Here is a 15052-nt window from a genome sequence, read left to right as displayed (position 1 = left end):
GCTTCTGGGGTATCTGGTGAAGAAGTCACGCGCAGCGCTGCCGCTTGCCGCTTTGTTCGCGACGGTGTTCGTCGTTCCGGCCCACGCCGACCCGCTCGCGGCGCCGCTCGGCACCCCGCCGGTCGAGGCCGCGCCCGCCGCGTCGTCCGCCCACGAGGGCCCGTCCGCCTTCGCCGCCGCGGACCCCGACGACGGGCTCGTCACCGGCAGTGCGACCACCGAGGTCGCGCCCGGCCTGGACCTCACCCAGTTCGACCGCTTCGACCCGGCCGGCTGGATCCGCGGCGACACCCTCGCCGTCGACCTCGGCAGCAAGGTCCTGAAGCCGACCTACCTCAGCCCCGGCACGGTTTCCGCGCGCACGCCGCTTTCGCAGCAGGTCGCGCGCACGGGCGCGGTCGCCGGCGTGAACGGCGACTTCTTCGACATCAACGCCACCGGCGCGCCGATCGGCGTCGGCATCGACGGCGGGCAGCTGCAGACCGCGCCCGCCGCCGGGCACAACTACACGGCCGCGATCACCGACGAAGGCAAGGCGCGGCTCGCGTCGATCTTCCTCGAAGCCACCGTGACGCTCCCCGGTGGCGCGGTGGAGGCGACGAACTTCAACAGCCCGGTCCTCGACGCGAACGCGATCGGCGTCTACACGCCGTTGTGGGGTGCTTCGGGTCGCGCGACCTCGGTGGCCGGCGCGTCGCGGGTGCGCGAAGTCGAGCTCCGCGACGGCGCCGTGACCGCGGTGCGCGACCAGCCCGCGGCCGGTCCGATCGCGGCCGGCACGACGCTGCTGCTGGCTCGCGAAGCCGGGGCGGACACGCTCGCCGCGCTGAAGCCCGGCGACCCGGTGGGTGTCACGTACGCGCCGCGCACGGACGCGGGCAAGATCGCGGTCGCCGTGGGCGGCAACGAAGTCCTGCTCCACGACGGCGTCGTGCAGCCCGTCGACAACGTGGCCATGCACCCGCGGACCGCGGTCGGCTTCTCCGCCGACGGCCGGAAGATGTGGTTGGCCACCGTGGACGGCCGCCAGGCCGACAGCCGCGGGATGACCGAGCTGGAGCTGGCCCGGCACATGAAGAGCCTGGGCGCCGACGACGCGATCAACCTCGACGGCGGTGGTTCCTCGACGCTGCTCGCGCGCAATGAGGGCGAAGCGGCGCCGAGCGTCCGGAACTCACCGTCCGACGGCGGGGAACGCCTGGTGCCCAACGGGATCGGCTTCGCGACCGTGCCGGGCAGCGGCAAGCTCACCGGCTTCGCGCCGGCGCCCGCCGTGGCGACCGACGACGCGAAGCGCGTGCTGACCGGCCTGACCCGCCACCTGGTCGCCGACGGCCATGACGAGACCGGCGCCGCGGTCGCCGCAGACCCGCGCTGGACGACGTCCGACCTCCGGCGGGCCACCGCGACCCGCGGGGTCGTCACCGGGCACGGCGCGGGAGACGTCGACGTCCTCGCGCGCTCGGGCCGCGCGACGGGGAAGACGACGCTTTCGGTGCTGGGCAAGCCGGTCCGGCTCGGCACGAGCACCGAGCAGGTCGCGCTGTCCGGCGCGGGCGCCACGAGCACGTTCAAGGTTTACGGCTACGACGCGGACGGCTACGGCACCTGGCTGGAGCCCGACGACGTCAAGCTGGACTACGACCACGCCGTCGTGCGGGTCGAGCCGTCCGGTGACGGCTACCGGGTGACTGCGCTGACGGCGTCCGGCGCTTCCGCGATCACCGCGTCGGCCGCCGGGCTGACCACCCACCTGGCCGCGTCCGTGGGCACGGTGCCGCAGGTCGCGTCCCCGTTGGACGGTCCGGCCGGCTGGACGGCGACGGTGTACCCGGCGGTCGTGGGCGCGGCGCTGTCCGCGGCCCCCGGGCGGGACGGCGGCCAGGGCCTCGCGCTCGACTACCGGCTGACCGGCACGACCGCGACGCGCGCCGCCTACGTGACGCCGTCCTCGCCGCTGCCCGTGCCGTCCGGCACCCAGAGGATCGGGCTGTGGGTGAACGGCGACGGGAAGGGCACGTGGCTGCGGGCGGAACTCCGCGACGCCGCGAACGTCGCGTCCATTGTGGACCTTTCGCTGAGCGTCGACTGGACCGGCTGGCGGTACGTCACCGCCGCGGTCCCGGCCGGGCTGCCCGACGGCCAGCGCCTGGCGCGCTTCTACGCCGTCGAGAACGTGCCGGACCAGCAGTACGAAGGCCGGCTGGTGTTCGACGACCTGACGTTCGAGGTGGCGCCGACCGCGACCGTGCCCGCCGACCCGCAGCCGCACGACCCGGCGCTGGTCACCGACGGCACGCTCACCGGCGGCCTGCGCGTCGCGGTCGTCAGCGACGCGCAGTTCACCGCGGACGACCCGGCCGGACCGCTCGTGGCGCAGGCCCGGCGGGCCCTCCGCGAAGCCGTCGCGGCGAAACCGGACCTGGTGCTGATCAACGGCGACTTCGTCGACCGCGGCACGGCACCCGACTTCGTGCTCGCTCGCCAGGTCATCACCGAAGAGCTGGACGGCAAGGTGCCCTGGTACTACGTGCCGGGCAACCACGAGGCCGAGGGCGGCAACGGGCTCGCAAACTTCCAGGCCGCCTTCGGCGTCACGCACCAGGTCGTCGACGTGCACGGCATCCGGCTGGTGCTGATGGACTCCTCGCGCGGATCGCTGCGGGCGGGCGGGTTCGACCAGATCCGGATGCTGCGCGGGGCACTGGATTCCGCGGCCGCCGACCGGTCGATCCGCGGGGTCGTCGTCGCGATGCACCACCCGGTGAAGGACCCGAGCCCGACCGGGAACTCCCAGCTGGGGGACCGGAAGGAAGCCACGCTCCTGACCCGGTGGCTCACCGGGTTCGAGCAGGCGTCCGGCAAACCGGCCGCTTCGGTGGCTTCGCACGCCGGGGTGTTCTCGCTGTCCCGGGTGGACGGTGTGCCCTACCTGGTCAACGGCAACTCCGGCAAGGCACCCGCGGCCGCACCCGGCGACGGCGGGTTCGTCGGCTGGACGCTGCTGCGCGCCGACCCGGCCGACCGCGCCCAGCCGGTGCGGTTCGAGACGCGGCCGAACGTCGACTCGCTTTCCCTGGCCGGGCCGTCCTCCCTGGCGCGCGGCGAACGCGCGGTCGTCCGGGCCACGGTCCGGCAGGGCACCCGGGACGTGCCGGTGACGTACCCGGTGAGCGCGGACTGGACGACCTCCTGGGGCGGCGTCGTCGCGTTCGACCCCGCGTCCGGGGTCCTGACGGCGCTGCGGCCGGGTGTCGCGCGGGTGTCGGTCACGGTCAACGGGGTGACGCAGTCGCTGGTCGTGACCGTGCGCGGCTAAACCGTTCGGTTTTGTCGGTGCCCGCTCGTATGGTCGGGGTGTGGACGATGTGGAGGACCGGGAACCGGCCCTGGTGCAGGCCAAGGCACTGGTGAAGCGCTTCGGCGAGTTCGAGGCCGTGCGCGGGATCGACGTCGAGGTGCGGCGCGGGGAGGCGTTCGGCTTCCTCGGCCCGAACGGCGCGGGCAAGTCGTCGACGATGCGCATGATCGCGTGCGTGTCGCCGCGCACCGACGGCGATCTTCGCGTGCTCGGGCTGGACCCGGAGCTCGCCGGGCCGCGGATCCGCGCGCGCCTCGGCGTGGTGCCGCAGCTGGACAACCTGGACGTCGAGCTGACGGTCCGGGAGAACCTGCTGATCTACGGCCGCTACTTCGGCCTGTCCCGGGCGGCGGCCCGGCGCAAGGCGGGGGAGCTGCTGGAGTTCGCGCAGCTGGGCGACCGGGCCGACGACAAGGTCGACCCGCTCTCGGGCGGCATGAAACGCCGGCTGACGATCGCGCGGTCCCTGGTCAACGACCCGGAGCTGCTCCTGCTCGACGAGCCGACGACGGGCCTCGACCCGCAGGCCCGCCACCTGCTGTGGGACCGCCTGTTCCGGCTCAAGGAGCAGGGAACGACGCTGATCGTCACGACGCACTACATGGACGAGGCGGAGCAGCTGTGTGACCGCCTGGTGGTGATGGACCACGGCCGGATCGCGGCCGAGGGCTCGCCGTCGGAGCTGATCAGGAAGTACTCGACGCGCGAGGTGGTCGAGCTGCGCTTCCCGACGGGACAGCAGGTCGCGGCGGCCCAGCAGGTGGAAGGGCTGGCCGAGCGCGTCGAGGTGCTCCCGGACCGGGTGCTGCTCTACAGCGACGACGGCGAGACGACGCTGGAGCACGCGCACCAGCGCGGAGTGCGCCCCCTGTCGAGTCTGGTGCGCCGGAGTTCCCTGGAGGACGTGTTCTTGAGGCTGACCGGCCGGACGCTGGTGGACTGATGGGTATTCGCTTCGCCGCCGGTCTCCGCACCTCTCCGCCTCCGCCTGCGACGGGCGGTCTGGCTTGCCCGCGGCCCCGGTTCGCGGCGGCTGGCCCAGACAACAGCCCGCGCCCACCTGCTCGCCCGGCCGCGGATACCGGCCGGGCTGCCCTGAGTGGCCTTTCGGGGTCGTCTGCGGTTGCCTGTGGCGGTTTCCTGGCCGCGGGTATCGGCCGGGCTGCGTTGGGTGGCCTTTTGGGGTCGTCTGCGGCCACCTGCGGCGGTTTCCTGGCCGCGGGTACTGGCCGGGCTGCGTTGGGTGGCCTTTTGGGGTCGTCTGCGGCCACCTGCGGCGGTTTCCCGCCCGCGGCCACCGGCCGGGCTGCCCTGGGCCACCTCTCGTGGCCGTCCGCGGCCGCCTGCCCGGCCGTCCGCGGCGGTTTCCCACCGGCAGCCACCCACCGCGAGCGGAGGCGGCCATGACCACCATCGAGCCCACCGGCCGGGTGGTCGGCAAGTGGCACGGCGCCTGGCTGCGCGTCGAGGGGTACTGGACCTGGTACCGCCGCCACTGGCTGTCCACTTTGTACTCCACCGGGCTGCAGCCGGTGCTCTTCCTCGCCGCCATGGGGCTCGGTTTCGGCTCGCAGGTGCGGCCCGGCGCCGTCACCGGCGGGCTCTCCTACCTGCAGTACATCGCGCCCGCGCTGCTCGCCGCCGGGGCCGCGCAGCAGGCCGTCGGCGAGTCCAGCTACCCCGTGCTTTCCGGCTTCAAGTGGCAGAAGGACTACCTGGCGGTCACGGCCACGCCCGTCTCCCCGGGCCAGGTCTTCGGCGGCCACCTGATCTGGTCGGCCCTGCGCCTGACCCTCGCCGGCGCGATCTACGCCTTCGTCGCGCTGTTCTTCGGCGCCTGGACCGGGCCCGGGGTGCTGCTGGTCATCCTCGCCGGCACGGTCACCGGGCTCGCCTGCACCACACCGGTCGCCGCGCTGGCGGCGCACACCTTCGACGAAGGGCAGCGGTTCGGCGTCATCTTCCGGTTCGTCGTGATCCCGATGACGTTGTTCTCCGGCACGTTCTTCCCGATCTCGCAGCTGCCTGGCGCGATCCGCTGGCTGGCCTGGCTTTCCCCGCTGTGGCACGGCACGCAGCTGGCCCGCGGCGTCAGCATCGGCGGGGTCGGCGGCTGGGCGGTGCTCGGTCACTTCGCCGTGCTCGCGGCGTTGTTCGCGGCCGGGTGGGCCGTGGCGCACCGGGCCTTCTACCGGAGGCTGGTGGTCTGATGGTGAGCGTCCAGGCCCCGCCGCGGCGGCGCGGGCTGCTGCTGCGGATCCTCCCGCCCGGGCTGTACGCGGGCCGCGCGCGCATGCTCGTCGAGCGCGCGGCCATGGTGTACCGGAACAGCTGGCTGATCTTCCTCTCCGGCGCGGTCGAGCCGTTCCTCTACCTGCTGGCGTTCCAGCTGGGCTTCGGCAAGCTGGTCACCGAGGTGACCGGGCCCGACGGCCGGCCGATGAGCTACGTCGCGTTCGTGGCGCCGGCCCTGCTGGCCACGTCGGCGATGAACGGCGCGGTGTTCGAATCCACGTACAACCTGTTCTTCAAGCTGCGCTACGCGAAGCTGTACGACGCGATGCTGGCGACACCCATCGGCCCGCTGGACGTGGCTCTGGGCGAAATCGGCTGGGCGATCACGCGCGGCGGGGTCTACGCGGTGGCGTTCCTGGCGATCGCGGCGGCGATGGGCCTGCTGGCGTCGTGGTGGGCGCTGCTGATGGTCCCGGCGGCGCTCCTGGTCGGGCTGGCGTTTTCGGCGATCAGCATGGCGCTGGTGACGTTCCTGCGCTCGACCGCCCAGTTCGACTACATCCAGCTCGTGCTGACCCCGATGTTCCTGTTCGCGACGACGTTCTTCCCGCTGTCGGTGTACTCGGAGCCGCTGCAGTGGGTGGTCCGCTGCCTCCCGCTCTACCACGCGATCGAGCTGATGCGCGGCCTCGCGACGGGCGTCCTGTCGGGCAGCATGCTGGTCAACCTGGCCTACCTGCTGGTGCTGGGCGGCGTCGGCCTCTGGGCGTCGACGAGGAGGATCGCCAAGCTCCTGCTGACGTGAGCGGTCACCGGGCCGGGTCGGGCCGTCCCGTCGGCGCGACGGCGGCCAGCGCGTCCACCATCCCGTGGCCGTAGAACCCGTTGTAGCCCTCGTACCCGGCGCAGTAGGCGTCCTGGGTGCCGTCGCCGGTGAGGTCGTAGTCGGCCGGGCAGGCCATCGGCGTCGCCTCGGCGTCGAGAGTCCGCCGCAGCTGCCGCGGCCCGGCCGAGCGGTTCGCGGACGCCAGCAGGGCCAGCACGCCGGTCGCGTGCGGCGCAGCCATCGACGTCCCGCACAGCGGCGCGTACCCGCCGGGCACGGTCGAGAGCACGCACTCGCCGGTCTCGCCGCCCGGCGCCGTGACGTCGATCACGCCCAGGCCGTACGAGCTGTAGCCCGCCTTCACCCGGTCCGGGCCCACGGCCGACACCGCGACGACGTCCCGCAGCGCCGCCGGGAGGGCTTCGCAGCCGGACCCCGCCGCGGGCGAACCCGACCGCGCCGACGGTGTCAGGTCGACGGCCTCGTTCGTCGCCGCCGCGACGTTCAGCGTGCCCGCCGACGTGCTGTATTCCACCGCGCGCGCCAGCGCCTCGTGCACCACGCCGCGGTCGTTGCCGCGGATGCACGAAAGCGTCCACGGGTTCACGAAGTAGCTGCTGTTCGTCAGCCGCATGTGCCGTGACGCGGCCCACATCAGCCCGCACACCGCGGCCTCCGGGTCGGCGTAGCCGCGGTCGTCGATCACCTTCACCGACGCCACGCGCACCCCGGGCGCCACACCCGTCACGCCCCGCCCGTCGTCGGCCGCCGCGATGATCCCCGCCACGTGCGTGCCGTGCACCGACGTGGTCGGCTTCCAGGCCGCTTCGGACTGGTCCGGCGCGCCGGACAGGCAGCCGGCGGAGTCGTCGCGGTCGAGGGCGGCGCCGAGGTCGGGGTGGTCGGGGTCGATCCCGGAGTCGAGCACGCCGACGACGACGTCACGGCTGCCTTCCTGGCCGCCGCGCGCCCCGCCCGCGTTGATCATCTTCATGTCCCACTGCCGGTCGGTCAGGTCCGCCGTGGGAACGCGCGCCGGGTCGGTCGCGGGCAGCGTCGCCCGTGCGGGCTGCGGTTTCACCGGTTCGGTGACGCGCTGGGCGGCCAGCCGCTCGGCCTGCGCGCTGAACGCCCGGTCGAGCCCCATCCGCCCGCCGAAGTCCGGGTCGGCGGAGGTGGCGACCGCGACGGCGATCTGCGGGTAGTAGACAGTGGTGGCGCCGCACGCCCCGGTGATCTGGGCACGGGCCGCCGCGTCGGGGGTACCCCGGTCGAAGGTGACGACGTAACGCAGGTTCCGGGCGTGGCCGCAGGCGGGCGCGTCGGCCGCCGCAGGACCGGCGGTGACGCATCCCGAAAGCACCAGGACGGTGCACACGGCCGCCCGCAGGGGCCGCGCCAGCAGGGACACCGGACCTCCCACCGGATGCAGGAACCGCGGGTGCCGGCGCGCGAGAACCCGGTCACCCCGAGCCGCACGGTAGCCACCCCGTGCCCGGCGGACAAGCGGTACGGCCAAGTTCGCCCGGCCGGTGGGCCCCGGAGGGTGGCCCGGCGCGCCCGGCGGCGTGGGCGGAGGTACCGAGTACGCGTGTGCGGTCACCCGGTGTGGGATACTCGGGGTGGCCGCTGGGTCGCGGGGCGCACGTGAGAGGTGCTGCCTGCGGTGTTGCGGCCCGGCGAAGTGCATGAACTCCCGCGACGCGCGTCGCCGCCCAGGAAACCGGGCGGCTGGACGACGTGGCGGGCGGCCCGGGGGCCGCGAGTGCGTCACGCACGTCGCCGAGCAGACCTTTGACGGGGTTGCGCGCTTCCGGGAACCGGGGGTGCGGCGCCCGGTCGTCGGGCAAGGATTCCCGTCGCTGGTGACCACCACGGCGGAACGAACAGAAAGGGGCCCCTGCGCGGCCGCGTCCCTGCCGGTGCGAACCGGCAGACGCGCCCGGGGGCGGAGGAGACACATGTCGAACGCGGAAACACCCGCCGAGCACAGCGGCGGGAACCCCGCCACACCCACGAGCGGCCCGCTGGCCGACCTGCCCGCCCGGATCCGGGTGCACGCGCTGGCCAAGCTGCTCGAGTCGCACAGCCGGGACGTCCTCGCGAAGCTCGAAGAGCTGGGCGAAAGCGTGCGCAGCGCGCAGTCGAGCGTGACCAGGGAAGTGGCGCTGAAGGTCGCCGAGGTGCTGTCCAAGGGTGGCGCTGAGGTGCCGTCCGAAGGTGGAGCTGAGGTGCCGTCCGAAGGTGGAGCGGCTGCTCAGGCTACTGACCAGACAGCTTCTGCTCAGCCTTCCGGCCAGGTAGCGGCTGCTCAGGCGTCCGGCCGGGAAGCCGCCGCTCAGGCTGCCCCCGCCGAGGCCGCGCAGCCGGCCGCCGAGGCTCCGGCCGAGAAGCCGCGTCCGCGGCAGAAGACCCGCGCGCACCTGCCGGTGTTCGCCGCGCCGTCGCCGGTCTTCCTGCCGCCGGAGCCGGCCGAACCCGCGGCGCGCCCGGCCCGCAAGCCGGTCGACCCGTTCGCGGAGCCGGAGCCCCGCCCGGAGACGAAGGCCCGCCCGGAGCCCGAGGCCGAAGAGGAGGCCGAGGACACCACCGCGGCCGCCGATACCGGCGATGACGACGGCGAGGACGGCGGCAGCCGCCGCCGGCGCCGCCGCGGCCGTCGCGGCCGGGGCCGGGGCAAGGGCGCCGACGGCGCCGACGAGTCCACGGAGAACGAGGACGGCCAGGCCGAAGAGCCGCGCCGCAGGTCCCGCACCAACGGGGACGAAAAGCCCGAAGCGGACGCCGAAGAGGCCGAAGAGGCCAGTGCGTCGTCGGAGTCCGAAAACGACTCCGACGAGGGCGAAGGCGGCAGCAAGCGCCGTCGCCGCCGCCGTCGCCGCAAGGGCTCGGACGGCGACGACGCCGAAGGCACCGACGACCCGCCCAACACCGTCACGCACGTCCGCCAGGCCAAGGCCGAGCAGGCCGAGCGCCCGGCGCGTGACGAGGTCCGCAGCGTCCGCGGCTCGACGCGCCTGGAGGCCAAGCGCCAGCGCCGCCGCGACGGCCGCGAGGCGGGCCGCCGCCGCGCCCCGATCCTGTCCGAGGCCGAGTTCCTCGCCCGCCGCGAGTCGGTCGAGCGCACGATGGTCGTCGCCGAGCACGGCGACTCCACGCAGATCGCGGTGCTCGAGGACGGCGTGCTGGTCGAGCACTTCGTGACGCAGTCGGGCTCCGGCTCGATCGTCGGCAACGTCTACCTCGGCCGCGTCCAGAACGTGCTGCCCTCCATGGAGGCCGCGTTCATCGACATCGGCCGCGGCCGCAACGCCGTGCTCTACGCCGGCGAGGTCGACTGGGACGCCGCCGGCCTGGAAGGCAAGGCCCGCAAGATCGAGCAAGCGCTGTCCACCGGCGACTCCGTGCTGGTCCAGGTCACCAAGGACCCGGTCGGGCACAAGGGCGCCCGGCTGACCACGCAGATCTCGCTGCCCGGCCGCTTCCTCGTCTACGTGCCCGCGGGCGGCGCCACCGGCATCTCCCGCAAGCTGCCGGAGAACGAGCGCCGCCGGCTCAAGGACATCCTCAAGCGGATCGTCCCGGAGGACGCGGGCGTCATCATCCGCACCGCCTCCGAGGGCATCGGCGAGGAGGAGCTGGGCCGCGACGTCGACCGCCTGAAGGCGCAGTGGGACGTCATCAAGGAGAAGGCCGCCGCCGGTTCCGGCAAGAAGGGCGGCGCGCCGACCATGCTCTACGAAGAGCCGGACCTGCTGGTCAAGGTCGTGCGTGACCTCTTCACCGAGGACTTCAGCAAGCTGGAGATCCAGGGCAACCGGTCCTGGGAGACCATCAACGACTACGTCCGGCACGTCGCGCCGGAGCTGACCGAGCGGCTCAAGCGCTACACCGGCACCGGCGACGCGTTCGCCGACCACCGGATCGACGAGCAGATCACCAAGGCCCTCGACCGCAAGGTCTGGCTGCCCAGCGGCGGGTACCTGGTCATCGACCGCACCGAGGCGATGACGGTCATCGACGTCAACACCGGCAAGTTCACCGGATCGGGCGGCAACCTCGAGGAGACGGTGACCCGCAACAACCTGGAGTCGGCGGAGGAGATCGTCCGCCAGCTCCGGCTGCGGGACATCGGCGGCATCATCGTGATCGACTTCATCGACATGGTGCTCGAGTCCAACCGCGAGCTGGTGCTGCGCCGCCTCACCGAGTGCCTCGGCCGCGACCGCACGCGCCACCAGGTCGCCGAGGTCACGTCGCTGGGCCTGGTGCAGATGACGCGCAAGAAGATCGGCACCGGCCTGCTGGAGGCGTTCTCGACGCCGTGCGAGCACTGCAAGGGCCGGGGCGTGATCGTCTCGACCGAGCCGCAGCGCTCGGGTGGCGGCGGTGGGCACACCCACGGCGGGAACGGCAACGGCGGCGGCAACAACGGCGGCGGCGGGGAGAAGAGCTCCCGCCGGTCGCGGGGCCGCGGCAAGGGCGAGGAGCCCGCCAAGGAGCCCGAAGCCGCCAAGGCCGAGGTCCACGCCGTCCCGACGCCGGAGCAGCGCGAGTCGATCGCGTCCGCGGTGGCGGCGATGGCGAACGCCTCGAAGGCCGCCAAGGAGCACGACCACGGCGCCCTGAACGGCAACGGGCCCGCCCCGGAGCCGGGCAAGGAGGTCGCGGACGTCCCGGCGACCACCGAGGCCGACGAGACGCCGGTGGCGGCCGAGCCGCCCGCCGAGCCCGCCCAGGAGGTCGCCGGTGTCCCGGTGACGACCGAGGCGGACGAGGCCCCGGTGCCGCAGGAGGAGCCCGCCGTCGAGCAGTCGGCGGCCCCGGAGGCGGAAGCGTCCGTGACCGAGGCGCCGGAACCGGCTCAGCCGGTCGAGGAACCCGAGGTCAGCGTGCCCGAACCGGCCGTGCGCTCCACCCGGCGCCGTCCGCGCCGGGCCGCGTCGCGCCCGGCGGGCCCGCCGGTGCACGCCTCGGACCAGAGCAACTGAACGACTTGGGGACCCCGGTGGTAACGCACCGGGGCACCCCACGTAACCTGTAGTACGGCCTGCCACCAGAGTAGGTCGCTGCGCGAGAACAGGACCGCCTTCCCGGAGGCGGGCCGATCGCGCGGGCCCCCACCCATTGTCGAGTAATGCAGGAGACTTCCGTGTCGGCGTACGCGATCGTCAAGACCGGCGGCAAGCAGTACAAGGTGGCCGTCGGCGACGTCGTCGAGGTCGAGAAGCTCGAGGGCGAGCCGGGCACCGAGCACATCCTCCCCGCCGTGCTGTTCGTGGACGGTGGCGAGGTCACCACGGACGCCGACGCGTTGGCGAAGGTCTCGGTCACCGGCAAGGTCGTCGAGCAGACCAAGGGTCCGAAGATCCGGATCCACAAGTTCAAGAACAAGACGGGCTACCACAAGCGCCAGGGTCACCGGCAGAAGCTGACCCGCGTCGAGGTCACCGCCATCTCCAAGTAAGAACTTTCTCCGGATCTTCGAAGACTGAAAGAGGACTGAGCTATGGCTCACAAGAAGGGTGCGTCCAGCTCCCGCAACGGTCGTGACTCGAACGCGCAGCGCCTCGGCGTCAAGCGCTTCGGCGGCCAGGAAGTCAACGCCGGCGAGATCCTGATCCGTCAGCGCGGCACCAAGTTCCACCCCGGCGTGAACGTCGGCCGTGGCGGCGACGACACGCTGTTCGCCCTGGCCGCCGGTGCGGTCCAGTTCGGCGAGAAGCGTGGCCGCAAGACGGTCAACATCGTGCCGGCCGAGGCCTGAGCCTTCGGTCGTCGTTAGACCTCTGACGAGGGGTGGGACCGGAATATCCGGTGCCACCCCTCGTTTGTTTTGTATATCCCCTTCTCGCGAGTGAAAGAGGCAAGTCATGGCGTCCCGGTTCGTGGACCGCGCGGTGATCCACCTGACGGCCGGTGACGGTGGCAACGGCTGCGCCTCGGTGCACCGCGAGAAGTTCAAGCCGCTCGGCGGCCCGGACGGCGGCAACGGCGGCAACGGCGGCGACGTCCTGCTGGTCGTCGACCCGAACGTGCACACCCTGCTCGACTTCCACTTCCGCCCGCACGCCAAGGCCGGCAGCGGCAAGATGGGCCAGGGCGGCAACCGCGCGGGCGCGGCGGGGGAGACCCTGGTGATGAAGGTGCCGTCGGGCACCGTCGTTTTCACCGAGGACGGCGAGCTGGTCGCCGACCTGATCGGCCCCGGCACCACGTTCGTCGCGGCGCAGGGCGGCCGCGGCGGCCTCGGCAACGCCGCGCTGGCGTCGAAGGCCCGCAAGGCGCCCGGGTTCGCGCTGCTCGGCGAGCCGGGGGAGAGCCGCGACCTGACGCTGGAGCTGCGCTCGGTCGCCGACGTCGGCCTGCTCGGCTTCCCGTCGGCCGGCAAGTCGTCGCTGATCTCGGTGCTGTCCGCGGCCAAGCCGAAGATCGCCGACTACCCGTTCACCACGCTGGTGCCGAACCTCGGCGTCATCACCGGCGGCGAGACGGTGTTCACGATGGCCGACGTGCCCGGCCTGATCCCCGGCGCGTCCGAGGGCAAGGGCCTGGGCCTGGACTTCCTGCGCCACATCGAGCGGTGCGCGGTGCTGGTCCACGTCGTCGACTGCGCCACGCTGGAGCCGGGCCGCGACCCGCTGTCCGATGTGGACGCACTCGAAGAGGAACTTTCCAAGTACACGCCGGGTCTCGGCGGCAAGCTCGAGGAACGGCCGCGCGTGGTCGTGCTCAACAAGATCGACATCCCGGAGGCGGCCGAGCTCGCCGAGTTCGTCCGGCCCGAGCTGGAAGCCCGTGGCCTGCGCGTGTTCGAGGTCTCGACGGCGTCCCGCAAGGGCCTGCGGGAGCTCACGTACGCGCTCGCGGCGGTCGTCGAGGAGTACCGCGAGGCGCAGCCGGTGCTGGAGCCGGAGAAGATCGTGCTGCGGCCGCTCGCGGTCGACGACAGCGGGTTCACGGTCGAGGTCGACCCCGAGGAGGAGGGCGCGTTCATCGTGCGCGGCGCCCGCCCCGAGCGGTGGATCCGCCAGACGAACTTCGGCAACGACGAGGCCGTCGGCTACCTGGCCGACCGGCTGAACCGCCTGGGCGTGGAGGACCAGCTGGCGAAGCTCGGCGCGACGCCGGGCAGCCCGGTCACGATCGGCGACGTCCAGTTCGAGTGGGAGCCGTCGACGCCTTCGGTGGCGGTGCACCTGTCCGGGCGCGGTACGGACGTCCGGCTGGAGCGCACCGAGCGCGTCGGCGCGGCCGAGCGCAAGGAAGCCCGGCGGATCCGGCGCGACGGGACGGACGAGGACGACGACCTGGACCTGGACGCGTGAGCGGCACCCGGGAAGCCATCGCTTCCGCGCGTCGACTGGTGGTCAAGGTCGGCTCATCGGCCCTGACGACGGCGGGCAGCGGGCTCGACGCGGCGCGCCTGGACGCGCTGGTCGACGCGATCGCGGACCGCGTCACGCGGGAAACGCAGATCGTGCTGGTCTCGTCCGGGGCGATCGGCGCGGGTCTCGCGCCGCTCTCGCTGGGCAAGCGCCCGCGCGACCTCGCGACCCAGCAGGCGGCGGCGAGCGTCGGCCAGCTGGCGCTCGCGCACGCGTACGCCGAGTCGTTCGGGCGGTACTCGCTGACGGTCGGCCAGGTGCTCATGACGTCCGACGACGTCGTCCGCCGTTCGCACTACCGGAACGCGCAGCGGACGTTCTCGCGGCTGCTGGCGCTCGGCGCGGTCCCGGTGGTCAACGAGAACGACACGGTGGCCACGGAGGAAATCCGCTTTGGCGACAACGACCGCCTGGCGGCGCTGGTGGCCCACCTGATCGGTGCCGACGCACTGGTGCTGCTGTCCGATGTGGACGGTCTCTACGACGGCGACCCCCGCGACGGCGCGACCCGCAAGCTGACCGAGGTCCTCTCGGAGTCCGATGTGGACGGGATCTCGGTCGGCATGTCGAGCTCCGGCCTCGGCACGGGCGGCATGGTCTCGAAGCTGGCGGCCGCCCGCACGGCGGCGGGCGCGGGCATCCCGGTCCTGCTGGCCGCAGCGTCGGAAGCCTCCGCCGCGCTGACCACGGCGTCGCCGGGCACGGCATTCGCCCCGGCGGACACCCGCCTGTCGGCCCGCCGCTTCTGGCTGGGCTACGCGGCGGACTCGACGGGCAAGCTCCGCCTCGACGACGGCGCGGTGACGGCGGTGGTCCGCCGCCGCCGCTCCCTCCTGGCGGCAGGCATCACGGGCGTCGAGGGCGAGTTCCAGGCCGGCGACGTGGTCGACCTGGTCGACGCGAAGGACCGCGCGGTAGCCCGCGGCGTAGTGGCGTTCGACGCACCGGAGCTCCCGGACCTGATCGGCCGCTCAACGCACGAACTCCCCCCGGAACAACGCCGCGAAGTAGTCCACGCCGACGACCTGGTCCCCCTCCGCCGCTAATCCCCGTGCCCCGAAGGGCATCACCCGTGTCGTCCCTCCAATCACGCGTGATGCCTCTCCAATCACGCGTGGAGTTGCCCCCTGGGGCCGGACACCTTGATTCCAGACAGTGGTCTGGAGGGAGGATGTCCTGGTGTCTCGCAGGTCGAAGTATCCGGAGCAGTTCCGTCGTGACGCCATCGAGCTGGTCAACTCC

10 protein-coding genes are annotated in these 15052 nt (G+C 73.0%); 9 read left to right on the top strand and 1 reads right to left on the bottom strand.

Annotated features, from left to right (window positions below; genetic code table 11):
- Positions 1–37 precede the first annotated feature (37 nt).
- From ACYVLJ_RS35825 to ACYVLJ_RS35810, 4 genes are all read left to right on the top strand, one after another.
- Positions 38–3319 carry a phosphodiester glycosidase family protein gene (locus ACYVLJ_RS35825; RefSeq protein ID WP_460442136.1) on the top strand — a complete coding sequence of 1094 codons (3282 nt, stop codon included), beginning with the start codon at positions 38–40 and terminating at the stop codon, positions 3317–3319.
- Between the two features lie 40 nt (positions 3320–3359).
- Complete coding sequence (locus tag ACYVLJ_RS35820; protein WP_451978522.1) at positions 3360–4304, top strand: ABC transporter ATP-binding protein; 945 nt, start codon at positions 3360–3362, stop codon at positions 4302–4304.
- A gap of 460 nt (positions 4305–4764) precedes the next feature.
- Positions 4765–5571, top strand: a complete 807-nt coding sequence (locus tag ACYVLJ_RS35815) for an ABC transporter permease (RefSeq protein WP_451978525.1) — start codon at positions 4765–4767, stop codon at positions 5569–5571.
- Positions 5571–6401 carry an ABC transporter permease gene (locus ACYVLJ_RS35810; protein WP_451978528.1) on the top strand — a complete coding sequence of 277 codons (831 nt, stop codon included), beginning with the start codon at positions 5571–5573 and terminating at the stop codon, positions 6399–6401. Before ACYVLJ_RS35815 ends, ACYVLJ_RS35810 begins: the two co-directional genes overlap by 1 nt.
- A 4-nt stretch (positions 6402–6405) precedes the next feature.
- Here the strand turns inward: ACYVLJ_RS35810 and ACYVLJ_RS35805 are convergent, their stop codons facing one another.
- Positions 6406–7833 (bottom strand): S8 family peptidase, encoded by a 1428-nt coding sequence (locus ACYVLJ_RS35805; protein WP_460442022.1) that lies wholly within the window; start codon positions 7831–7833, stop codon positions 6406–6408.
- A gap of 550 nt (positions 7834–8383) precedes the next feature.
- On the opposite strand from ACYVLJ_RS35805, the gene ACYVLJ_RS35800 reads away from it, so the two are divergent.
- The 5 genes from ACYVLJ_RS35800 (at position 8384) to proB (ending at position 14856) form a co-directional block, all read left to right on the top strand.
- Positions 8384–11413, top strand: a complete 3030-nt coding sequence (locus ACYVLJ_RS35800) for a translation initiation factor IF-2 N-terminal domain-containing protein (protein ID WP_460442021.1) — start codon at positions 8384–8386, stop codon at positions 11411–11413.
- 161 nt (positions 11414–11574) lie between these two features.
- Complete coding sequence (gene rplU, locus ACYVLJ_RS35795; RefSeq protein ID WP_086858022.1) at positions 11575–11889, top strand: 50S ribosomal protein L21; 315 nt, start codon at positions 11575–11577, stop codon at positions 11887–11889.
- A 42-nt stretch (positions 11890–11931) separates the two neighbouring features.
- Positions 11932–12189 (top strand): 50S ribosomal protein L27, encoded by a 258-nt coding sequence (gene rpmA, locus ACYVLJ_RS35790; protein WP_160696238.1) that lies wholly within the window; start codon positions 11932–11934, stop codon positions 12187–12189.
- Between the two features lie 106 nt (positions 12190–12295).
- Positions 12296–13750: a GTPase ObgE gene (gene obgE, locus ACYVLJ_RS35785; protein WP_451978537.1), complete on the top strand. Its 1455-nt coding sequence runs from the start codon at positions 12296–12298 to the stop codon at positions 13748–13750.
- Positions 13747–14856: a glutamate 5-kinase gene (gene proB, locus ACYVLJ_RS35780; RefSeq protein WP_460442020.1), complete on the top strand. Its 1110-nt coding sequence runs from the start codon at positions 13747–13749 to the stop codon at positions 14854–14856. Before obgE ends, proB begins: the two co-directional genes overlap by 4 nt.
- The last annotated feature ends 196 nt before the right edge of the window (positions 14857–15052 follow it).

It is taken from the genome of Amycolatopsis stemonae, from assembly GCF_054781455.1.
Note: the sequence above shows the minus strand (reverse complement) of the source record. Positions and strands in the feature narration are given on the sequence as shown.